This is a genomic window from Sorangium sp. So ce321 (assembly GCF_051530195.1).
In the GTDB taxonomy this organism is placed as follows: Bacteria; Myxococcota_A; Polyangia; order Polyangiales; family Polyangiaceae; genus Sorangium.
In genome coordinates, this window is the sequence record NZ_CP150329.1 from 6158362 (window position 1) to 6181246 (window position 22885).

15 protein-coding genes and 3 tRNA genes are annotated in these 22885 nt (G+C 71.4%); 10 read left to right on the plus strand and 8 right to left on the minus strand.

Annotated elements, in window-relative coordinates:
* Positions 1-34: 34 nt before the first annotated feature.
* Entirely contained in the window at positions 35-2569 is a 2535-nt protein-coding gene (locus tag WME89_RS22665) for a hypothetical protein (protein ID WP_438011208.1), read from the minus strand.
* A 459-nt stretch (positions 2570-3028) separates the two neighbouring features.
* Here WME89_RS22665 and WME89_RS22670 point away from each other — a divergent pair, with 459 nt between their 5' ends.
* Positions 3029-3637: a hypothetical protein gene (locus WME89_RS22670; RefSeq protein ID WP_438011209.1), complete on the plus strand. Its 609-nt coding sequence runs from the start codon at positions 3029-3031 to the stop codon at positions 3635-3637.
* 184 nt (positions 3638-3821) lie between these two features.
* Here WME89_RS22670 and WME89_RS22675 read toward each other — a convergent pair whose 3' ends face one another.
* A complete protein-coding gene (locus WME89_RS22675) occupies positions 3822-4181 on the minus strand; it encodes a VOC family protein (RefSeq protein ID WP_438011210.1) in 360 nt (119 codons plus the stop codon).
* Positions 4182-4557: 376 nt separating this feature from the next.
* Entirely contained in the window at positions 4558-5841 is a 1284-nt protein-coding gene (locus tag WME89_RS22680) for a glycosyltransferase family 4 protein (protein ID WP_438011211.1), read from the minus strand.
* 311 nt (positions 5842-6152) lie between these two features.
* On the opposite strand from WME89_RS22680, the gene WME89_RS22685 reads away from it, so the two are divergent.
* The 5 genes from WME89_RS22685 to WME89_RS22705 all read left to right on the plus strand — a co-directional run bounded on the left by WME89_RS22685 (position 6153) and on the right by WME89_RS22705 (position 12732).
* Positions 6153-7619: a hypothetical protein gene (locus WME89_RS22685; RefSeq protein ID WP_438011212.1), complete on the plus strand. Its 1467-nt coding sequence runs from the start codon at positions 6153-6155 to the stop codon at positions 7617-7619.
* A gap of 362 nt (positions 7620-7981) precedes the next feature.
* On the plus strand, positions 7982-9346 hold the full coding sequence (locus tag WME89_RS22690; RefSeq protein WP_438011213.1) for a TIGR03013 family XrtA/PEP-CTERM system glycosyltransferase: 1365 nt from the start codon (positions 7982-7984) through the stop codon (positions 9344-9346).
* Between the two features lie 227 nt (positions 9347-9573).
* Entirely contained in the window at positions 9574-10332 is a 759-nt protein-coding gene (locus WME89_RS22695; RefSeq protein ID WP_438011214.1) for an RNA polymerase sigma factor, read from the plus strand.
* Entirely contained in the window at positions 10329-10937 is a 609-nt protein-coding gene (locus WME89_RS22700; protein ID WP_438011215.1) for a hypothetical protein, read from the plus strand. The genes WME89_RS22695 and WME89_RS22700 overlap by 4 nt, the downstream gene beginning before the upstream one ends.
* Positions 10938-11193: 256 nt before the next feature.
* On the plus strand, positions 11194-12732 hold the full coding sequence (locus tag WME89_RS22705) for a hypothetical protein (protein WP_438011216.1): 1539 nt from the start codon (positions 11194-11196) through the stop codon (positions 12730-12732).
* An 18-nt stretch (positions 12733-12750) separates the two neighbouring features.
* Here the strand turns inward: WME89_RS22705 and WME89_RS22710 are convergent, their stop codons facing one another.
* A complete protein-coding gene (locus WME89_RS22710; RefSeq protein WP_438011217.1) occupies positions 12751-13452 on the minus strand; it encodes a PA14 domain-containing protein in 702 nt (233 codons plus the stop codon).
* A 256-nt stretch (positions 13453-13708) separates the two neighbouring features.
* Here WME89_RS22710 and WME89_RS22715 point away from each other — a divergent pair, with 256 nt between their 5' ends.
* Positions 13709-18124, plus strand: coding sequence for a PAS domain S-box protein (locus tag WME89_RS22715; protein ID WP_438011218.1), 4416 nt, complete (start codon positions 13709-13711; stop codon positions 18122-18124).
* A gap of 16 nt (positions 18125-18140) precedes the next feature.
* On the opposite strand, the gene WME89_RS22720 is transcribed toward WME89_RS22715, so the two are convergent.
* The 4 genes from WME89_RS22720 to WME89_RS22735 all read right to left on the minus strand — a co-directional run bounded on the left by WME89_RS22720 (position 18141) and on the right by WME89_RS22735 (position 19393).
* Positions 18141-18929, minus strand: coding sequence for a Uma2 family endonuclease (locus WME89_RS22720; RefSeq protein ID WP_438011219.1), 789 nt, complete (start codon positions 18927-18929; stop codon positions 18141-18143).
* Between the two features lie 107 nt (positions 18930-19036).
* Positions 19037-19113 (minus strand) — tRNA-Asp (locus WME89_RS22725).
* An 89-nt stretch (positions 19114-19202) separates the two neighbouring features.
* Positions 19203-19279 (minus strand) — tRNA-Asp (locus WME89_RS22730).
* A 42-nt stretch (positions 19280-19321) separates the two neighbouring features.
* Positions 19322-19393: transfer RNA gene (locus WME89_RS22735), tRNA-Val, on the minus strand.
* 349 nt (positions 19394-19742) lie between these two features.
* On the opposite strand from WME89_RS22735, the gene WME89_RS22740 reads away from it, so the two are divergent.
* From WME89_RS22740 to WME89_RS22750, 3 genes are all read left to right on the plus strand, one after another.
* Positions 19743-20726 carry an ATP-grasp domain-containing protein gene (locus WME89_RS22740; RefSeq protein ID WP_438011220.1) on the plus strand — a complete coding sequence of 328 codons (984 nt, stop codon included), beginning with the start codon at positions 19743-19745 and terminating at the stop codon, positions 20724-20726.
* Positions 20723-21850, plus strand: a complete 1128-nt coding sequence (locus WME89_RS22745; protein ID WP_437627320.1) for a carboxylate-amine ligase — start codon at positions 20723-20725, stop codon at positions 21848-21850. The genes WME89_RS22740 and WME89_RS22745 overlap by 4 nt, the downstream gene beginning before the upstream one ends.
* 188 nt (positions 21851-22038) lie before the next feature.
* Positions 22039-22833 carry a hypothetical protein gene (locus tag WME89_RS22750; protein WP_438011221.1) on the plus strand — a complete coding sequence of 265 codons (795 nt, stop codon included), beginning with the start codon at positions 22039-22041 and terminating at the stop codon, positions 22831-22833.
* Positions 22834-22885 lie beyond the last annotated feature (52 nt).

The following is a 22885-nucleotide window of genomic DNA, read 5'->3' on the forward strand; positions in this document are numbered from 1 at the left end:
CGGGCCGGTCGTCAGCGCGCGGCGCGCGGCCGCGCTACGGCGCGCCGAACGCGAGCACGCCCGCGTCGTCCGTCGTGTGGACCCTGCCTGGCGTGACGCGGATCTCCAGCTGCGCGCCCCGGCTGACGACGGCCACGTCGTAGGCGGCCTTCGGTGAAAGGCCGGTGATCAAGTGCCTGCGCGTCGTGGCGGGCACCTGATAAGACAGCGACACCGGGCTCCCCTGCTGCGCCGGGCCTGCGGGCGGCGCCGAGCGGAAGAGGACGACCGTGCCCGCCACCAGCGCGCCCTCGAAGCCGGCGCCCGGGGCGCTCTCGATCCGCACGGCCGCATCCATCGTCGCGCCCGCGTCCGCGCCTTGCAGCACGTGCAGGAAGCGCACGTCCGCGGGGCCGGCGGGGTCCTCGACGACGAGGCGGTGGGTCGTCGGCTCCATCTGCGCCGGGTCGTCGACGTCCTCGACCGGCATCGCCCTCATGCTGGCGTTCCGCGGCAAGAGGCTCTGGACGAACAGCTTCTGCCCGCGCGGGGTCACGGCGCTGGCCGTCCGGCCCGAGAGCTGCGGCGCCGAGGTCGTCATCAGGTTGAAGCGCTTGAACCTGCCGGCGGTGCCCGAGGCGGCGCGGTCGTAGACGACGACGTGATCGGGCTCCAGCCACACGATGGATCGGCTCGCGTGCACGATGTCCCGGGCGACGTCCGACGGCACCCACGCGTTCGGTCGGGTGTTGTAGAGATCGGTCGCGATGCCCTCGGCGAACACGTAGCCCGCGCCCCGGCTCATGCGCGCGGTGGGGTCGCCGGCGGCGCGCCCCTCGCGCCACTGGCCACCTCGCGCGGCGAGCTCCTTCTCGAACCAGCGCACCTGCGACGGCTTGTCGTTCTGCAGAGAGAGGGTGTTGTGGTAGTCGACCGTGGTCCCGATGAGGTTGTTCGAGTAACTCGTGTGCTCCTTGGTCAGCCACTCTCCCTTCCGGTAGAGCTCGAATTGGTTGCAGTCGCCGAGCTGGTGGTTGATGGTGACCCAGCCGCACCGCCACGTGAACCACGTCGCGCTCTTCGTCCAGTCCGTGCGCGCGAGGACGCCGCCGCGGCCAGGCGCGCGCTCGAAGAAGACGGTGGGCATCGCCGGGCGAGGGTCCGCCGGGAGCGGCGCGGCCGGGTCGAAGAGCATGAAGCTCAGGATGGCCCGGCTCGGGGTGGGGGAGCCCCAGACCTTCGAGGTGCGCGCGTAGAGCTCGGGCGCGCCGCCCTCGAACGCGTTGGCCACGATCCAGCGCGACCGCTGCAGGCGCGCTGTGTTGCCCGTGAGGAGGTCGTAGGCGCCCAGCGAGCCGAACACCTCGGTGAACCGCGGCTCGACCCAGAGGCGCAGGGTGTCGCCGTAGTTCGCCGCCTCGTAGACCGGCCCGAGATCGCGCCGCGACGGGTACGTGACCGGGCTCGGCGCGATCGAGTGCAGGAACCCGTCCGTGAACCGGTCCCAGTACGCGCTGCTCAGGAGCCCGATCTGAGGCCCCGAGAGGGCGTGGGTGCCGTAGCCGGCCGTGTGGAGCCCGAGGAGCGCCTGGTGGAGGCTCGCGAGGCCGCCGCCGTAGAGGAAGCCCTCGACGGGCAGCCCGCCGCTGGCCACGCCGAGCCCGTCGAGCGGGACCCCGAGCTGCTTGGCCGCGATCTCGGGGGACTCGAAGATGGCGAAGGCCTGGTAGAGCCAGGCGCCGGTCGCGTCGGCGCGGTAGCTGCGCAGCGTGTTGCCGAGCGCCTCTGGCGGGGTGTTCGGGTCGACCGGGCGGTCGTCCGCGTCGTCCATCGCGAGCGACATCAGCGTGACCTGGCGCAGGTGCCCGAGATAGAAGTTGTTCGCCGCCCACCGCAGCTGGAGCGGATCGCGGAGCAGCGCCGGATCGTTCATGACGCCGACCGGGTGAGGGTGCTCGTTGCCCGCCGTGGCGGCGTGGAGGTTGTCGTCGACCCACCTGAGAAAAACCTGCCGGATCTTGGCCTTGTCGGCGGCGGAGAGCACGGGACGGCCGCTTGCGTCCGTCGCGCCGTAGATCCAGTCCACCGTCAGCGGGAACCCTTCACCCCACCAGCGCGAGCGGTCGCCGGTCGCGAACCCGGGGGCGCGGAACGGCTTGCCGTCGGAGCGCCCCTTGCTGGCCTCCTCGATCGCGTACATCAGCAGGTTGCGCGCCCTGACGGCGTGCGTCGGACGCGCCGCGGCGTCCGGGTCGATGAGCGACATGAAGGCGAAGAACTCGGCGTACGCCTCGGTCGGATACTGCACGTAGGCGTTGGTGCCGCCGTCCGGCCAGGTCGGATTCGGCCTGCCGTTCGGGTAGAACCGGCTCTCGTAACAGGCGATCGCGCCCTGGAGCGCGGGGAGCATGGCCTCCTTGTACATGCGGTTGCGGCTGTCCGCCGCCCAGCCGCGCAGCCTGGGGAGGTGGTCTTTCGTGAGCCAGAGTCGCGGGTGACCTGCGACGGGCGCCGCGTCGGCGCGCGCCGACGCTCCGACAAGGCACAAAGAGAGCACCGCGGTGGTGAGGATGTATTGAATCGGTCGCATGCTGTCTCTCGGTGTCGCTCGGCGCGAACTGCCGCGCCGGCCAGCGTCGACCGACGTCCGTCAGCACGCGTCGTGCCGAGTACATGCGTGCGCGCCGCGCGTCACCCCGAAAAGCGCCGGTCGTCCGCGGCGCACGCCCCGGGCCGCGGCGCGCGCCCCGGTGGTGTTCCGGCCTACCGGCGACCGAGGAGCCATCTCGAGCTCGGAAGAGGCGGCGCTCTCCTTCGCGAAACCGGATGGTGGTGCTGGCGAAACATGGGATGCGCGCGAACGCGCGGGCACCCAACGCGCGGGCACCCAACGCGCGGGCACCATGAACACAACGAGGTCTGACCGCGCCCGTGTCCAGGCCCGGGGGCCTCCATGCGGCACTGTTCCAACGGAGGGGGCGACGCGAATCTGTCACACATTGACGCGAACCTGCCGCTATACTCCGAGAAGATGGGAGCGCTCCGCAGTATGTTGGCGCCAGACTTCGCCCCGTTCCTCGGCGATCCCCGGATCGTCGGCGAGGGAAACCTCGTGAAAGGCACCCTGATCAGCTCCCGTGCGCAGGCCCTGCGCCAGAGCTACGGCGAGCGGTTCGTGGCGGATCTGGGCCGCCAGCTCTCGCCACAGGCCGCGCGCCATCTCGCCGAGCCGCCGATGCCTTCCTCCTGGTACGAGCTGGCGCCCCTCATCGAGATCGACTGCGTGCTCCTGCACGGGGTCTTTGCTGGCAGGATGGACAAGATGCGCCACTTCGGCGCAGATGTCGCCCGGAACGACCTGACGACGGTCTACAAGACGATGGCGATGGGCGGGGCGGCGTCGTTGCTCAAGCGCTTCGGCCTCGTCTACCGGACCTACTTCAAGTACGGCGACTTCGCCGTGAAGACCGTCAGCGACGTCGCCGGGACGGCCACGCTCTCGGGCGGCGGCCTGCCGCTCTACATGTGCAGCCAGGGTGTCTCGGGCTGGATCGAGGCGGGCCTCGCTGTCGTGGGCAGCCGGCGCATCGCGGTCGAGCACACGGCCTGCAGGCACCGCGGGGCGACGCGGTGTATCTGGTCGATCTCCTGGGGATGAGCGGGCGCGAGGAAGGGGGGGTCGCCTCGCCCAGACGTGGCCGGATCGACCGCGGGATAGCTCTGCGCGTGACGTCCTCTCCTGGTGATCTTGGCGAGAAGCGTCAGGCGCGCTCCCCGGCGGGCCGCGGCTGGCGCAGGCGGATCCGGATCCACGATAGGAGCGATATGAGCGACTTCCGGAGTTACCGGGTCAGCATCAGCAGGTTGCCATCCGGGTCGGCCACGTAGGCCACACGTTCGCCCCAGGCCTGGTCGACCGGCTCCACGAGGATCGGAACGCCCGCTGCCCGGAGCCGCTCGACCGTCGCATCCACGTCATCGACATAGACGCAAAGCTCGATGCGGTGCCCCTGGGCCGGGCGCTGCGGCTGCCCATGGAGCGGCGCAGACGCGCCGATCGCGCCCAGGCCGACCTCGGACTCACCCAGCCGCAGCGCGAGGAACACCGGCGGCTCACCCTCCGGGAAGCGGTACGTCTCCGTGCCGCCGAGCAGGTCCCGGTAAAAGCCGACCGCTCGGTCCATGTCCTCGGTGGACAGCATCGGAAACAGGCGCCGTACCGCGCCGCTCACCGTCGCGCGCTCCCGGCGCCGACCAAGAGCGCCGGCGCGGCGCAGGCCGACAGCGCTCGTCCCGCAGCGCGCTCGAGCGCCGCCGGAGCGAGCCGGCGACGGATCGCGAGAACCGATGAGAACTCCATGGCTCCGTGGAGGGCGCGCGGAAAGGAATGCATTCGCTGTCTCTCCTTCGCTCGTATCGAGCACCTGCCGTGCATGTCGATCGCTGGCGTCGAGACCACGGCGAGCACCGCGGTCGACGGATAGAAGCGGATCCCCCGCCCGGACGCCATCGCCGCCTGGCGGCTGCCCTCACGGTGCCTCGCTTCGCGCCCAGCCTCGCCTCGCTTCGCGCCCAGGCCTAGGCGGCGGCCCGCCTTCCGTCCCCGAACGCCGCCCGCGCGAGCACCCACCGCAGCGCCTCCGCGCTCTCCTCCCATGACGGCGGCGCCGCCTCGGCGAACGCGCGCTCGTCCCAGGACCGCGCGAGCGCCTCGGCGAGCGCCCGGCCGAGCGCCCTGGCGTCCCGCGGCGGCACGAGCAGGCCGGTGCGGCCGGACTCCACCACATCCGGGATGCCCCCCACGCGCGTGGCCACCACCGGCCGCGCGGCGGCGAGCGCCTCGAGCACCACGTTCGGGGTGCCCTCCGCCCAGCTCGGGAGCGCCAGCAGGTCGGTCGCGGCGAGGTGGCGGGCAACCTCGGCGAGCGGCCGCGCCCCGGCCACGATGATCCGCCCGCGCCCCTCGCGCTGCCCCCTCGCCCTGCGCTCTCGCTCGCCCTCGCGCCGCAGAGCGGCCTCCTCGACCGCGCCCCGCTCGGGACCGTCGCCGACGACCACCAGGTGGACCGGCTCGCCGCCCTCGCCGCCCTCCTTGCCGAGCGCCTCGAATGCGCCCAGGAGCTCGTGGATGCCCTTCTCCCGGAGGACGTTCCCGACGAACGTCACGATGCGCCCGCGCTCCGGGAGCCCGAGCTCGATCCGGGCGGCGCGCCGGTCGCCCGGGTGGAAGAGCGCGCGGTCGACCCCGTTCCGGACGAGGACAGCGCGCTCCTGTGGGGCGCCGAGCGCCACGAGCGCCTCGACCATCGGCCGGCTCACGCCGATCGCGTACGCGGCGGACCGGAGCGCGCTGCCCACGAGCGGGCGCACCGAGCGCCAGCGGGCGACGACGTTCACGTCCGTCCCGTGGGCCTTCACCGCGTACGGCAGGCCGAGCATCCGGGCGAGCAGCGCCGCGGCGCACGCGTCGGGGTAGAGCCAAGCCCCCAGCACGACGTCGAACCGCCCGCGCAGCCGCGGGACGTGCGGCAGGAGCCCCGCCAGATAGAGCGGCGCGTTCACGGGCGCCAGCACGCGGCCCGCGCCCGGGAGGTACGGCGCGCGCGGGTGGACCACCGGGACGCCGTCGATCTCGTCGCGCGCGGGCACCGCGGTCAGGCGGCCCGGGCGCGTGCGCTCGCCGAGGAGCGACACACCCACGTGATACGGGATCGCCGCGAGCACCTCCACCTCGCAGCAACGCGAGAGCGCCGCGAGCTGCTGCCGCTGGAACGCGCACGACAGCGGCTCGACCCGGTTCGGGAAGATGCGCGTCACGCAGAGAACGCGCAGCGGCCGCGATCGGCCTGCCCCGTCGTCCATACCCAACCCTACGCCACCCTTCATGATGTGATATATGTTACAAATCGCTCCTTTGACCTCAGCGGGGCAGGGGAGGACTCCGGGGTACGTTCCGCCCTGCCTGAGCACGTCCACACCGCGCACGCTCGCCGCGCGCGGCGCCCCGCCGACGCGCCGGTCGCCCCACACCCTGTCGGCGTCAAATTTGTGATGTTGCAAACATCACGGCGCGTGGGAGGCTCCGACCGCCGGGCGTGCTTGCCGGGGAGGGGAGGGCGACCGATCCGGGCCGCTCCGCGCCGCGGGCGCGCCGCTCGGCAGCGAGGGGGCGTGTGTTCTCGTTCGTCTTGCTGATGTGGGACTCCGACGTGACGGCGCAGGCAGCGGTGGAGCAGAGCGTGGCGTCGAACGTCGCGGACATGGGCACGGGCGCGCTGATGGCGGGCGTCGAGGGCTCGGTCGAGGGCGCTCTCCGCGGCGCGACGTCGCGCTATGGATTCGGCCTCGATGGGAGCTACGAGCGCGTCTTCCAGGTCTCGCTCGGCTCGGCCGCTCGAACCGCGCCGTCCGACAGCGTCTCGGCGCGCCTCGGCGGCGGAGCGGGCTGGGCGCTCGCGCCAGCCACGGAGTTCTCGATGTCCGCAGCCGGCTACCTCGCAACCCGCCTCGGCGTGCGCGCGGCCGACGCGCTCGCCGCGCGCGATCCGTTCCTGTCCGGCGATCGCCTTCAATACACGCTCTCCGGCGGACCGGCCCTGTCCATCACCCCGTCGCGGCGCTCCGCGGTGCGCCTCGGGGCCGGGTACGAGCAGGCCGGCGCCCTCTCGGCCGACGACCCCGCCGCCGTCGGGGTCGACGCGCACACGGGGCGCGCCGAGGTGAGCACCTCGATCGATCTCGGCGCCCTCGACACGCTGACGCCCGAGCTCCGCTACGAGGTCACCCAGTACCACCACGCGCTGCTCGACACCGAGCTCACCCGCGGCGCGGCGCGCGTCCACGCGGGCGCCGCGCTCCTCTCCGAGTCCCACGAGCTCACGCGGAACGCCTCGACGCGCGTCTCCGGCGGCGTCACCGTCGCGAGCCCGCCGCCCATGCTGTCGTCGCGCGACGCGGTGATCGCGCCCGCGGCGCGGGCCGGGCTCACCTACGTGGCAGAGCGCTACCGGCTGACGGCAGAGTATGGCTATGCCTACACGTCGCTCGGGCCGAGGATCGGGTTCGGACACGAGCACGAGGCGTCCCTCGAGGCGAGCTTCCGGCCCGTTCGGGGGGGCGCGACCCGCGATCTCGTCGTGACCGGCCTCGCCCGCTTCTCGTCCGGCAGCGCGCCCGTCGCCGCGAATCCGCCGCTCCACCTCGCGCCCGGCGCGCCGGCGCCGTCCAGGGAAGGATCGCTGTCCACGATCACGGCGCTCGCCGGCGCGGAGATCGCCTATCCGCTGGCGCGCGGGGTCGCGCTGCGCGGCGGCGTCGATCTGGAGTACGTGCGCGCCGCGCTCGACCCGGCGCCGCGAGCAGGCGAGATCGGCGGCTCGCTGCGGAGCATCGTCAGCGCCGGGATCTCGGGGACGCTGTCGACGGACCGGCACCGGACGCTGCGCCGCGATCCCGACACCGCGTGGGATGACGAGCGCCGCAACGCGATGATCCACGGCATGCCGTCCGGCCGCTGGCAGCCACCCGAGCCGGACCGCGATCGCGACGACCCCGGCGGCGCCCCCGGCGAGCCCTCGGACGCCCCGCCGCCCGCCCGCTCCGAGCAAGCCACGGCGCCCGCGCCCCGCGCCGCGCGATAACCCACAACGCCCCGCGAAAAGCGCGCTCCCGGCCGCGATCGACGCGCCCGCCGCACGTCGCTCCACCGCACTCCCGAGCGCGCTGCGGAATCGACGCACGCAGTCCGTCGCCAGCATCCTCGCGCCGCGACTCCCCACGACAGCCTGCACACCATCAGCACAATCGGCGGCGCTCCTGCCGATTTCGCCGCGTCCGGCGCCGCGCGCTGCGGTTCAGTCCGCCGACACGATCGCGAGATTCGCTGGCCGCATCTGGCGTTCTGCCCCGGTCTGCCCTAGTGTGGGCTCAACTACAACCGTGTGTGCCCCGTCAGCGGCGATGCGCTGTGACGCGCGACCGCCTGGGGCCGACGAGTGGAGGGATGATGCTGGAGCTGTTCCGGTCGCCACGCCGGGCGATGGTGTGGTTTGTCGAGGCCAGCCTGCTCTCATTGCTGGTGTGCTGCGCGCCGGGCGTGCTCGTGGGCTGGGAGCACGCGCTCGACGGAGAGCGCTTCGGACGGACGCTGAGCATCGCGTTGGTTGCGCTGACGTCGCTTTACTATCACGGCGTTTACGGGCCCGAGACGCTCGGGGCACGCGCGCTGTTCCTGACCATGTTCCGGGCGCTCGGCGTGGCGGCGGCGGTGCTGTGGCTCGCGTTCTGCCTCGTGCCGGACGCGGAGATGGGCGACCGGGTGCTCCTGATGTCGCTCGGCGCCGCGGCGCTCGTGCTCCCGGCGTGGCGCGCGGCGTGCAATCGGGTGCTCAGGAGCGAGAGCTTCTGCAAGCTCGCGATCGTGCTCGGCTCCGGCGAGCTCGCCCGCTCGTGCGCGGGGCTCATCAAGAAAGATGGCGAGGTCCTCGGGCTGCGCCTCGCGGGCCGGCTCGTCCGGGACGAGGAGCCGGTCGACGACCCCGAGGTCGCGGGGAGATATCGAGATCTCCGGCGCCTCGTCGAGCAGCGCGGCGTCGCGACGGTGATCGTGGCGACCTCCGATCGCCGCGCCGCCTTCCCGCTCGAGGCGCTGCTCGATCTGAAGTTCCGCGGCGTCGAGATCGAGGAGGGGATGGATTTCTACGAGCGCGTGACCGGCAAGATCTTCGTGCGCGAGCTGAAGCCGAGCCAGATCATCTTCTCTCACGGGTTCAGCGTCCGGCGGCGGACGCTCGTCGCGAAGCGGATCTTCGACGTCGCGTGCGCGACCGCCGGGCTCCTCCTCGCGCTGCCGCTGATGGCGCTCACCGCCGCCGCGGTGAAGCTCGACTCCAGGGGTCCGGCGCTCTACTCGCAGATCCGGACAGGCGCCCTCGGCAAGCCGTTCAGGATCCATAAATTCCGGTCGATGGGGACCGACGCCGAGAAGAACGGGGCCGCGTGGGCGGTCGAGAACGATCCGCGCGTGACCCGGGTGGGGCGCTTCATCCGGAAGACGCGGCTCGACGAGCTGCCGCAGCTCTGGAATGTGCTCGTGGGCGAGATGAGCATGGTGGGCCCGCGGCCCGAGCGCCCCGAGTTCATCGAGGCGCTGGAGCGGCAGATACCCTTCTTCCGGCAGCGGCTCTGCGTGAAGCCGGGGGTGACCGGGCACGCGCAGGTGCGCTGTCGCTACGGCGCGTCCGCCGAGGACGCGCTGGAGAAGCTCCAGTACGATCTCTACTACATGAAGAGCTTCTCGCTCTGGTTCGATCTCTCCATCCTCATCGACACGGTGAAGGTCGTGCTCTGGCGCATCGGCGCGCGGTGAACGCGGCCGCGCTCGCGCCCCTCGCCGCCTCGCCGTGCCCGCTCGCCCGCGCCGGCGGGCGCGCTCGTCAGGAGCGACCATGCCGGCGGGGGAGCGTCGCCGGGCGAGGAGCGCGAGCGCGGTGTTGGCCGGGAACCCGATCCGGACTGGTTCCGTCATGGAAAACGTGTACGACGAGCGACGCGGCAGAGATGTCTCGGCTGCGGCGGAGGACGTGTGTGACCAGAGTGGAGCGATCTCACCGCCGTTCGCTGTGCGACCTCATCCCCCTTCCGCGCACCTGCCCCGACGTGCTCGGCGCAGGTCATGACGGCTTCGTCCCGGGGCGCTTCCACGAGCTCCCCAGGAAGCGCGAGACCGGGGCCGCCTGGACGGTCGGCGGCGCCGCCGAGGGCCCGGCAGCGCGCGCCGAGGACCGGCCCAACCTCGCCGACAGGGAGGTCTTCGAGGCCACGGTCCGGCCCTACCTTCCGCAGATCTACCGCGTCTGCCTCGCGCTCTGCCGCGACGCCGACGAGGCGGAGGACCTCCTCCAGAACAGCCTCGTCAAGGCGTACATCCACGCTGAATCTTTCCAGGGGCGCAGCGACCCGTTCGCCTGGATCTGCGGCATCGTCCGGAACGAGCACCTGGAGACGGTCCGGACGCGGCTGCGCCGCTTCTCGCTGCTCGACGCGGTCCTGGACGGGTGCGCGTCGGTGCTGGGGACGCTCTTCACCGGCGGCTCGGAGGAGCCGAGCCCGGAAGAGCGGGCGATCCACAGCGAGCAGTGGGACACGCTGCTCGTCTGCATGCGCTCGCTGCCGGAGGACCATCGGATGGTCGTGCTCCTCTGCGACGTAGAGGAGTTCAGTTACGAGCGGGTGTCGGAGATCCTGGAAATCCCGATCGGAACCGTGAAGAGCAGGCATGCGCGCGGCCGCGCGCGGCTCAGGGAAGCCTTCTTGAAGTCGGAGCGTGGGACGACCGCGAAGGAGGAGCGATGAACGAACGAGATCCCGAACTCCCGGACTTCCCGCAGGAGCTCCAGCGCGCCATCCGGGCTGCCCGGCGCGTGGAGCCGAGCCCCGCGCTCGCGCGGCGCGTCTTCGGCGCGCTCGATGCCGTGGAGAAGACGGGCAGCGCGCCGGGGCGGCGCGCGCCGGGCCGGCTGTCCATCCCGCTCGCGCTCGCGGCCTGTGGCGGCATGGCGGCCGCCGCCGCGCTCTCGGTCTGCCTCCTCGGCCGGAGCGAGCCGGTCGAGCTCGGGGAGCGCGAGGCGCGGGATCTCGCGGTCCGGCTGCCGGACACGGGGCACGTCGTGGTGGACCTGCCCGTCGACACGGGCCGGCACGACGACGAGCGGATCCAGGTGCTGTTCCACGCGCCCGCGTCGGTGGCGCTGCACATGGAGGACGAGGCGCCCGACGACTACGAGCGGGAATGCGAGGGCCACCTGTGCGTGCACCGGTGGGAGACGACCCCGCGCTCGGAGGACGCCCGCCCACCGCGCGTCCGGATCAGCGAGCCGGGCAGGTACGAGTTCAGCGTGATCCACGCCTCCACCGACCAGCGCTACCACGAGCGATTCGTCGTCCTCGCCACCCGGTAGCCGCCGCGCTCTCCTCGATTCATCGCACTTCCCGCCTTCCGCAGAACGCCTGCGTCGCGCCGCCTCGCTCCGCGGGCGGCGCCGCGCCCTCCTCGGCCGCGGGAACGTCTATGGCGCGAGCGCGGCCGGCGCGGGACGCAGGGAGCTCGCCGCCCGCGTGCAATGGCTGCGCTCTTTGCTGCCGAGCCCGGTGGCGCGGCGTCTGCAGAGAGCGCCCCGGGGATCGACGGGCGTCGGTCTCCCGGGGGGATCAGCGATGAAGACGCGGATGAAGGCGGGCATCGTGAGCTCGGTGTTTCTGGTCCTGGGCTGCGCGGAGCTCGACCACGCGCCGAAAGAGAGCGTCGCTGTCGCGGAGAGCAGCGTGAACGGCTCGACCTTCCGGTTCATCGAAGGCGGGCCCGTGCCCTACGTGCTCGGATTCTCGCCGGAGACCGGCCAGATCCTCGGCGGTAGCCACCAGCTCCTCATCCCCTCGATCCTCGGCCGCGAGGCGATCGACGGCGCCAACTCGCCCTCGTACCTGCACCCCGATCTCCGGGGCTCGCTGCTCCAGCTCAACCGAACGATCCTGCAAGGCGAGGCGCAGACGAGCGCGTTCGCCTCGAACTGGTGGCCGCAGCGACAGAACGGCATCGCCGATCGCTGGAATTCGACCAACAAGAACTACTCCGATCGGACCTCCGACCCGGACAACCTCTCTCCCGTCGAGAAATATGATCTCCTCGTCCATCCAGGGCAGCCCGAGTCGCTCGGGAGCATCGCGACGTGGAGCACCGACGACCTCCGGAGGCCCCCGTACCTGCGCAACCCGCCGTACGTCCAGCCCGCGGTCGTCGTGGCCGGCCCGGCGACGCGCTGGGAGCTACAGCACCACGGGCTCTACCAGGGGGTCTACCCGGAGTACTGGTGGGGGCACTGCAACGGGTGGTCAGCCTACGTCGCGGCGGAGGGCGCCGGACCGCGCCGCGACGTCCGCGTGAAGCTCGCCGGGGACAACGTCAAGGAGTGCGCCGCGGGGGAGGCCGGCTGCGTGCTCTTTCGCATGGCGGACATCGAGGCGCTCATGAGCGAGCTCTACTTCAGCGACTCGGTGACCTTCGCGGGGCGCCGCTGCGAGACGCGGGCGGATCGGACGATGCGCGACGTCTACGGCAGGCCCATCGACCCGGCCTGCCGCGACCTCAACCCCGCCACGATGCACGTCGCCATGACCGGGCTGCTCGGGGTCGGCGCGAAGCCGCTCAACGACTCCTCGACCGAGCGGCAGCGGCTCATGTTCGTCGTCGACCACACCTGGGATGTGGAGGTGTGGAGCTTCCCCGTGAAGCAGTTCTCGATCGACGTGATCGAGGAGGTGAACGCGATGGAGGCCGCGCGGCTCCTGTGCGGCGGCGCGTACCAGGGCGCCGACTGCTACAACTACAGGTTCAACCCGAACGCGAGGCGGTTCGCCCGCGTCGCGGCGCGCTTCTGGATGATCTCCGACTCTGTCACCGGCGACACGCTCCTCCTCCCGCCCGATCAGCGCAACGTCCCGCTCTCCGTGTCGGAGCTGCATTACCTGCTCGAGCTCGACGACAACCTCACGATCCTCGGCGGCGAGTGGATCAAGAACCCCTCGATCGTGAACGGGGTCAACGGCAAGGAGCTCCACCCCGATTACGTGTGGATGCCGGTCCGGGCCCAGGGCGCGGGCGAGGACGAAGACGATCTCGGGGGCTCCGAGGACAACCCCCATATCTCGTACGCGAAGGTCAAGGCGCTGCTCAAGCTCGCGCAGCGCGGCGGCTGAGGCGGCGCGGCGCCGCGCTCACAGCACCCGGGAGACGTCGAGGATCTGCCGCGCGCCCTGCGGGGGCGTCACGAACAGCTGCAGCGCGATCTCGAAGCGCGGCCCCTGGAAGTAGCCGACCCGGATCCGGTGCCTCCCTGGCTGGAGCATCACCGAGCCCTGCGCGCTCGCTGGCTCGTGCCGGCCGTCGTTCTCGATCACCGGCTGATCGTCGATGAAGAGCCTGGAGCCGTCGTCGGAGAGCAGCTCGAACTGGTGCGCTCCGGCGCGCGAGGTCACGAGCTCTCCCTCATACGAGATCTGAAACCACTCGAAGCGGCCGCCGGGCACGCCCGGAAAGCCGCTCTGCCAGGAGCGCGGCGCGATGTCGAGCCGCGACGTATAGAGGACCGCGACCGGGCTCAGCGACGCTGTGTTGAGGAGGTGCGACGTGCCGCTCGGCACGAAGTACACGAGGCCGCGCAGCGCGTTCACCCCCGCGGTCTGCGGCCCGCCGAAGTCGGTCGCCTGCCCGACCACGACGACCCCCGGCGGCGCGGCAGGCACCGTGTCGATCGTGATCACCGCGCCGCTGACGAGCGCCGGCTCGGCCCGCTGCGCCTGCGTCACGGCGCAGCGCCCGACCAGCACCACGGCTCCGACAGTGACCACGACAAGGCACGCCGCCATGACCTTCACGGCCACGGGCGTCGCCTTCCAGAAGATAAGAAATCTACTCATTCTGTGCTCGCTGTTCCGCGGTCGGCTCGACCGCTCGGCGGCTATGCACGCGGAGATCGGGCAAGTTGTCAAGGGGAAGCGTCACATACGCGCTCTCGACAATGGGAGGGCGAGCAAGGGCCACAGGGGCGCAGCCGCCAGGCGGCTACGCATGAGATCGCGGTCGGGTAGCTCCTTAAGACGCTCCCCGGACGTGCTTCGCGCCGACGTCCGCTGGCTGCTGTCCCAGACGTGTACTAAGCGTCGAGGCGCTTTGATGCGAAGTGACGGTGAGAGCCGCGATGATGCGACGGGCGACGCGTCGCCCCAGGCGGGGCGTGTGGTCGAGAGCCTCATCGTCGCGTTCGGCGCGTCGTCCGGCGGCCTGGAGGCCTTCAGGGCCTTCCTGTCGGCGATGCCGCCCGACAGCGGCTTCGCCTTCGTGCTCGTGCACCTCGAGCCGCACTACGCGAGCGTGATGCCGCAGCTGCTCGGCGCCCACACGGCCATGCGCGTTCAGGAGGCCGTGGACGGGCTCCCGATCGAGGCCGACCGCGTCTACGTCACCCCGTCGAACGTCGCGATGACGATCGAGGACGGCGTCTTCCGCGTGAGCAAGCCCGCGGAGCCGCGGGGGCACCGCACGGCGATCGACGCGCTGTTCCGCTCGCTCGCAGAGCACGCCAAGCAGCGCGCCGTGGCGGTGGTGCTCTCCGGGTCGGGGCACGACGGCTTGATCGGCCTCAAGGCCGTCAGGGAGCACGGCGGGCTCACGATCGCGCAGCACCCGGCGACGGCCCACCACCCGGAGATGCCGCAGCACGCGATCGCGACGGGGCTCGTGAACTACGTGCTCGCGCTCCGCGACATGCCGGCCGCGCTGCTCGAGCACGCGCGGCGCCTGCTCCTGGAGGGGGATCGCTCGCGCCTCGTCGAGGAGGAGATCGCCGAGCGCCTGCCGGAGATCTGCGCCCTGCTCCTCGAGCGCACCGGGCACGACTTCCGCCAGTACAAGCGCACCACGCTGCTCCGGCGGGTGCAGCACCGGGCGCGCGTGCTGCGGGCGACGTCCACCGTGGACTACATGGCGCTGCTCCGGCGGGAGGCGGACGAGCCCACGCAGCTCGTCCGCGACCTCCTCATCGGCGTGACCGACTTCTTCCGCGACCCGGACACCTTCGAGGTGGTGCGGCAGGAGCTCCTGCCGGCGCTCCTCGCGGACCGCGGGACGGACAGCCAGGTCCGCATCTGGGTGCCAGGCTGCGCCACCGGGGAAGAGGTCTACACGATCGCCATGCTCCTCATGGAGCACGTCGCGCCGCTGCCCGCGCCCCCGCGCGTCCAGATCTTCGGCACCGACGTGGACGAGCAGGCCATCGAGGTCGCCCGGCAAGGCCGCTACACCAGGGAGGCGACGCGGCACGTCTCGTCCGAGCGGCTCGCGCGCTTCTTCGTCGCGGAGGAGGCCGGGACCAGCTCGGTGACCAAGGCGATCCGCGATCTCTGCGTCTTCTCCCGGCACGACCTCATCAAGGACCCGCCGTTCTCTCGGCTCGACCTGATCTCGTGCCGCAACGTGCTCATCTACCTCGAAGGCGAGCTCCAGAAGCGCGTGCTCGGGGTCTTCCACTACGCGCTCGCGGAGAACGGCTACCTCGTGCTCGGCCCCTCGGAGAGCGTGTCGCAGCGGAGCGATCTCTTCCGCGTGGTGGACGGCAAGCGGCGGATCTTCCAGAGGAAGCGCGTCGTCGGGCACGCGCTGCCGCGGCTCCCGCTCGGCGAGCGGACGGGGGCGGACCGGCGCGCGAGGGAGCTGTACCACGGCGCCGGCGCGCCCGAGCAGAGCATCGAGCGCACCATCGAGCGGCGCCTGCTCGATTGCTACGGGCCGCCGTGCGTCGTCGTGAACGAGCAGGGCGACATCGTGTACCTGTCCGGCGAGACGGGGAAGTACCTCGCGCCGTCGACGGGGGCGCTCGACGTCAACGTCTCGAACATGGTGCTGCGGGCGCTGCGCCCCGAGGTGAGGTCGGCCGTGCACCGCGCGGTCAGGATGCGCGAGCAGGTGGTCCACGAGAACATCGCGGTCGAGACCATCGCGGGGACGCAGCGCCTCAATCTGGTCGTGCGGCCCCTCGGCGACCTCGAGGACGACCTCGGCCTCTTCGTCGTCCTGTTCGACGAGCTGCGGCCGGCCGCGCGGGGCGAGGCGCCGCCGCTCGGGCCGCGGCGGGAGAGCGCGTCGCTCCTCGAGCAGCTCGAGCACGAGCTCAAGGCGACGCGGGAGCACCTCCAGACGACGATCGAGGAGCTGGAGACCTCGAACGAGGAGCTCAAGAGCTCGAACGAGGAGCTCCTCAGCATGAACGAGGAGCTCCAGAGCCTGAACCAGGAGTTCGAGACGCTGAACAGCGAGCTCAAGGTGAAGATCGAGGCGCTCGACGCGGCGAACAACGACCTCCAGAACCTCCTGCTCAGCACCCAGATCCCGACGGTGTTCCTCGACGAGGAGCTCAGGATCCGGCGGTTCACGCCCGCCGCGACGGAGGTGTTCCGGCTGATCGAGAGCGACGTCGGCAGGCCCATCCTCGACATCGCGGCGCGCTTCGACGCCTCCTCGCTCGTGGCCGACGCCCGCGACGTCCTGCGGACGCTCGCCCCGAGGGAGCGGGAGGTGCAGCTGGAGGACGGCAAGTGCTGCTACATGATGCGGCTCCTCCCGTACCGCACGCTGGCGAACGTCATCTCGGGCGTGGTGGTCACGCTCGTGGACGTGACGAGCGTGAAGGAGGCCGAGGTGCAGCGCGGCCGGCTCGCGGCGATCGTCGAGTCGGCCGAGCAGGCGATCATCGGCGCGACGGTGAGCGGGTCGATCACGAGCTGGAACGCCGCCGCGGAGCGGATGTTCGGCTACAGCGAGGGCGAGGCGGCCGACCGCCCCATCCACATCATCGTCCCGCCCGAGCACGCCGACGAGCTGCGCGCCGTGCTCGATCGGGTGATCGGCGGCGACCGCCTCGATCCCCTGGAGACGGTGGGCGCCGCGCGCGGCGGCGGCCGCATCGACGTATCGATCAACCTCGCGCCCATCCGCAACGCCGGCGGCAAGATCATCGGGGCGTCCGCGATGATCGAGGACATCACGCGGCGCAAGCGCGCGGAGGAGGCGCTCCGGGCGAGCGAGGAGGAGTTCCGCACGATCTTCGAGAGCGCCGTGGTGGGCAAGGCCCAGTGCGAGCCCGAGGCGGGCCGCTTCGTGCGGGTGAACAGGAGGCTCGCCAGCATGCTGGGCTACGACGTGCCCGAGCTCCTCGGGAAGACGTTCCACGAGGTCGTGGCCCCGGAGGACCTGAGCAGCGCCGCCGAGCTGTACGACCGGCTGCTGCGCGGCGAGATCGGCGACTTCGCGCTCGAGAATCGCTACGCGACGAGGGACGGGAAGCGCCTGTGGGCGAGCACCACGGTGACGGCGATGCGGGACGGGGGCGGCCGCATCGTCCGCACGATGGCGGTGGTGCAGGACATCACGCGCCGCAAGCAGGCGGAGTCGGATCTCATCATGGCGCGCGAGGCCGCGGAGCACGCGAACCGCACGAAGGATCAGTTCCTCGCGGTCCTCTCGCACGAGCTCAGGACGCCGCTCACGCCGGTCGTCACCGCCGCGTCGCGGCTGCTGCGCCGCGACGATCTGGCCGATGAGGTCCGCCGAGGGGTCGAGATGATCCAGCGCAACGCCGAGCTCGAGGCGCGCCTCATCGACGACCTCCTCGACCTGACGCGCGTGGTCCGGGGAAAGCTCGAGCTCGTCACGCAGACGGTCACGGCGCGCACGGTGCTCGAGCACGCCATGGAGATCTGCGCCGACGAGATCGACGCGAAGAGCATCCGCCTGACGCTCGACGTCGCGCCGGGCGAGCACTGGGTCTCGGCCGACGTCGCGCGGCTGGAGCAGGTGGTCTGGAACCTGCTCAAGAACGCGGTGAAGTTCAGCTATCCCGGGTCGCAGATCGCGCTGCGCTGCTACCAGCAGGGCGGGCAGGTCGTCATCGAGGTCGGGGACGAGGGCGTCGGCATCGAGCCCGAGGTGCTGCCGCGGATCTTCGACGCCTTCGAGCAGGGCAACGCGACCACGACGCGGCACGTCGGCGGGCTCGGCCTCGGGCTCGCGATCTCGCGGGCGATCGTGCAGCTCCACGGCGGCACGATCACGGCGTCGAGCCAGGGGCGGGGGGCCGGCGCGACCTTCCGCGTCTCCCTTCCCGCCGCGAAGCCGCCGGTCGCCGCGACGCCGGCGCAGGCGAGGGCCGCCGCGGCGGGCGCGCCGAGGCGCGCGCTGCGCATCCTGCTCGTGGAGGACCACGAGGACACGGCGGAGATGATGAGCGAGCTGCTCACGCTGACCGGCCACACGGTGCGCATCGCCCGGAGCGTCCGCGCCGCGCTCGACCTGGCCGGTGCGGAGACGTTCGATCTGCTCGTGAGCGATCTCGGGCTGCCCGACGGCAGCGGCACGGACCTGCTCGAGTCGCTCCGGTCCGCCGGCAACGCGGTCAGGGCGATCGCGCTGAGCGGCTACGGCATGGAGGAGGACCGCCGCAAGACGACGCGCGTCGGCTTCCTGGAGCACCTCATCAAGCCGGTGAGCTTCCGCGACCTCGAGGCGGCGATCCAGCGCGTGATGACGGCGCGGTGAGGGCCTCGGAGGCCCGCTACGTCCGCGTGCGGCCTCTCCGTGGGCCCTTGCTCGCGGCGCGCGGGGCCTTCTGCGGGGGCGGCGCCGGCTTGTCCGCGGCGGCGGCCGGGGCGCCTTCCTGCGGCGCTTCCTCTGCCTCGTCCCAGAGCGCGGACAGCTCGAGCTCGATAGCGTCGAAGGGCTCGGCCCGGACGCGGGCGCTCCCGTGGTGGACGCCGACGACCATCCATCGCCCCGCCTTGAGCGCGAACACCTCGAGCGTCCGCGCGAGGGGGTCGAGCAGCCAGAGGTGCCGGACGCCGTGGCGCGCGTACGCGGGCATCTTCTCCGCGCGATCGGTGATCAAGGTGCTCGGGCTCAGGACCTCGCACACCCAGTCCGGCACGAGCGCGAACTTCGTGGTCTTCGGGAGCCGCGGCATGCGCTCGATCCGCCAGCTGGCGAGATCCGGGACCATGTCGTCCTCGTCACCCGGAGGCCCGAGGAGCAGCTCCGGCTCGTCAAGGATGCGCCACCCGCCTGGTCCGCCGCGGCCGCGCTGGAAAGGGCCGACGAGATCAGCGCCAAGCATCGACGATGCGTGGGCGTGGGGCGGCGCGGGGCGAGGGAAGACGTACAGCGTCCCGCGGATGAGCTCACCGACCATGTTGGGCGGGACGGCCTCGAGGTCGGCGAGCGTGGCGCGCTGGCGCTTCTCGGCGGGGAAGCCCATGGGCGCAGCGTGCGCTGACGTCCCGCGGGAAGCAAGCAGGCCCGTCGAGACGCCCCGCAGCCCGCGCTGCGCCTCGAGCGCGAAGCCCAGCAACGAGTCAGCGTCTCACGGGCCCGACTGCCTCACGCGACCGCGCCAGCGACGCAGCCCTGCAGAGGGAGGCTCCAGTGAACAGCGACTCGAAGACAGGGAAGGAAAGTTGGCGGGGTGGACGGGACTCGAACCCGCGGCCTCCGGCGTGACAGGCCGGCGTTATAACCAACTTAACTACCACCCCAGTCCGACTTCCTCACAGGGCCGCATCATCGATGCTGCCCTGCAGAGGAGGCTCAGAGGAAAGGCGACTCGGAGACAGGGAAGGAAAGTTGGCGGGGTGGACGGGACTCGAACCCGCGGCCTCCGGCGTGACAGGCCGGCGTTATAACCAACTTAACTACCACCCCAAACACACATCCAGACAGCTTACCCAGGCCCTGACCCAGGAGTGGGCGGGACAGGGGTCGAACCTGCGACCATCGGCTTGTAAGGCCGACGCTCTGCCGCTGAGCTACCCGCCCCGTCGGAGAGGTGCGCGACTCTACTCGCCGAACGGAGTCCGTCAACATCTATTTTCGAGAGAGCTCCGTCCCAGGTCGATCTGGCCGGATTTTCACGTGATTTCATCACGCGCGCGCTCCCTCGGGCTCCTCGGTCCCGCCGTCTCCTCCGTTCACGCTGTCTCGAGCGAGCGCCGTGCGCAGTCCCGACGGAGCCGAGCGGACCCGGCTGCTCGTCCGCATGCGCCACCCGCCCGCAAGCGGAGCCAGCTCATCCTACACTTCTAGCGTAAAATTCCTGGGTGTCCGCGCTACGCTATGCGTCAGCGGCAGTGGCCGCAAACACGCGTGGTGGGAGGAGACAGCAAGTATGGCGGACAAGATCGGCCTCCTCGTGGGCTGGGAGCAGTCGTTCCCTCAGGCCTTTCTCGAGAGGTGCAACAAGGTGCCGGGCGTCAGGGCGGAGATCGCGAAGATCGGCGGGACGCCCGAGCGCTTCGAGAGCCCGTATCGGGTGCTCATCGACCGGATCAGCCAGGAGGTGAAGCACTACCGCTTCCACCTGAAGGCCGCCGCGCTCGGCGGGGCGTTCGTGATCAACGACCCGTTCTGGTGGAGCGCGGACGACAAGTTCTTCGGGTACTCGCTCGCGTCGCAGATCGGCATCGCGACGCCGCGCACCGTCATGCTGCCCCAGCACGATTACATCCCGGCGATCGTCAAGGAGCGCAGCCTCCGCAACCTCGAGTACCCGCTCAACTGGGAGGCGATCATCGACTACGTGCGCTTCCCGGCGATCCTCAAGCCCGCGGACGGCGGCGGCTGGAAGGACGTGTCGGTGGTGCGGAGCCAGGAGGAGCTGCTCGCCGCCTACAACGCCTCGGGGCAGAACGTCATGACCCTGCAGGAGTTCATCGACTTCGACGACTACGTACGCTGCATCTGTATCGGCAAGGATCGCATCCTCCCGATCCAGTACGACCCGAAGGCGATCGGCCCCACCGGCCTCCGCGGCTGCTACGTGCAGCACGACGACGAGCGGTGGCTCCCGAAGGCGCTGCACGACCGCGTCATCGAGGACGCGATCAAGATCAACAGGGCGCTCGGCTACGACATGAACTCGGTCGAGTTCGCGATCCGCGACGGCGTCCCGTACGCGATCGACTTCACGAACCCGGCGCCCGACATGCACATCGAGCACCTGCGGGAGCGCTACTTCAACATCGCCGTCGACTGGATGGTCGCGTTCGCCGTGGAGTGCGCGCGCGGCGAGCGGCGGACGCGCGACAGCTACGCGTGGTCGAAGCTCGTCCGCCCCTCCGTGGAGAAGGCGCGGCCCGGGGCCTCCTCATGAGCGCCGTCGAGGGGCTCCTCGACGGCCAGTTCACGCTCGGCATCGAGGAGGAGTTCCAGATCGTCGACGCGGAGACGCGCGAGCTCCGGTCGTACGTGAGCCAGCTGCTCGAGGGGGGGCAGGGGCACAAGCTCCTGCGCGAGCGGGTCCGCCCGGAGATGCACCAGTCGGTCGTCGAGACGGGCACCGGCATCTGCCGGGACATCCGGCAGGCGCGGGAGGAGCTCGCCGAGCTGCGCAGCAGCCTGCGGGCGCTCGCGCAGCAAGGGGGGATGCGCATCGTCGCGGCCGGGACGCACCCGTTCAGCGACTGGAAGAAGCAGGAGATCACCGACGGCGAGCGCTACCGGGGCATCGTCGAGGACCTCCAGGACGTCGCGCGCGCCAACCTCATCTTCGGGCTGCACGTGCACGTCGGCGTCAAGGACCGCGAGGTCGCGATGGCCCTCGCGAACCAGGTCCGGTACTTCCTGCCGCACATCCTCGCGCTCTCGACGAGCTCGCCGTTCTGGCTCGGCCGCTCCTCGGGCCTGAAGAGCACGCGCAGCGAGATCTTCAAGCGCTTCCCGCGCACCGGGATCCCGGGGCTGTTCGAGTCCTACGGCCACTTCCAGCGGTTCGTCGACCTCCTCGTGAAGACGGGCTGCATCGACAACGCGAAGAAGATCTGGTGGGACGTTCGCCCCCACCCGTTCTTCGACACGGTCGAGATCCGGATCTGCGACATGACGACGCGCCTCGACGACACGGTGGCGCTGGCGGCGCTCGTCCAGGCCGTCATGGGCAAGCTCTACCTGCTCTACCGGCGCAACCTCGGGTTCCGCGAGTACCGGCAGGAGCTCATCGAGGAGAACAAGTGGCGCGCCGTGCGCTACGGCATCGACGGGCAGCTCATCGACTTCGGCAAGCAGGAGCAGGTCCCCGTCCGCCTCCTCGTCGGCGAGCTGCTCGAGTTCGTGCAGGAGTCGGCGGAGATCTTCGGGTCGCAGCGGGAGCTCGAGCGGATCCGGGCGATCCTCGACGAGGGGACGAGCGCGGATCGCCAGCTCGCGGTCTACGCCCGGACGAAGAGCTTCGAGGCCGTCGTCGACGACCTGATCGAGCAGTCCAGCCTGGGGCTCTAGCGCCCCGATCGACCCGCGGAGAGCGCGCGCCGGGGTGAGGGGGCCGGCGCCGCCCGGCGCGCGCGGGGGGGGCAGGGGCCTCGCCGCGGCGCGGAGCCGCCGGCCCGGCGCGGCCCCTGCCCCCGCGCGCGAGCGCGGTCCTGGTGCGAGAATTTCTGCTCGCGCGCCGGCTCTGCTACCGTGCGGCCGTGGGAATCGCTCCGCTCCGCTGCGTCGCTGCCCTCTCGGTGAGCTGCCTGCTCTCGCTCTCCGCCTCCGCAGGCTGCGCGTCGACCGAGTACGTCAACGAAGGTCCGGGGCAGCCGACGCCGCGGGCCTCGGGATCGCTGCCCCCTGGCTCGGTGGGCGTCTGCAAGCAGCCGCTCACGAAGCGGCCGCCCATCGTGAGCGAGGAGCTCTGGGCGCACACGAAGCCGTGCACGCCGCGCACGCCGCCCTCGTACATCCGGCTCGGCTACGCCAAGGACGGCGCGGCGGGCGCCGATCCGGAGGCGGAGCAGCTGGTCGAGCGGGTGCTCGCGGCGCTCGCCGAGGGGACGAAGCCCGAGGACGGCAACAACCAGGTCATGAGCGCGATCCGCGCCGTGCGGTCCTACGCGGCGAGGAAGGACGAGCTGCGCGCGCGGATCGTGCGGGAGTCGGCCTCCGATCAGACGTGCGACGTGACCTACCTGCTCAACACGATGTCCGCCGCGCGGAGCAAGCTGTCCGGGGGCGACGCCTGCACCGCGGAGGTGTTCGACCCGGAGACGCGCGCCGACGCGTGCCTGTTCGACGCGAAGCGGCCCGAAGGGCTGTGGCTCTCGAGCGGCTGGTCCTGCATGACGTTCACCGGCGCGCTCGGGAACGAGGCGTCCTGCCACCAGCTCTGCGGCTACGACGACTACTGCGCGCGGCAGGTGTACTGCGCGGCAGGCGACGTCAACCTCCTGCTCTGCACGCTCGGCGTCTGCCTCCCGGAGCCGTCCTCCGGCGTCAAATGACGCCCGCGGGGCCGGCCGCGGGGCGGCGCTGATCGCGCGGCGCGGCCGGCGG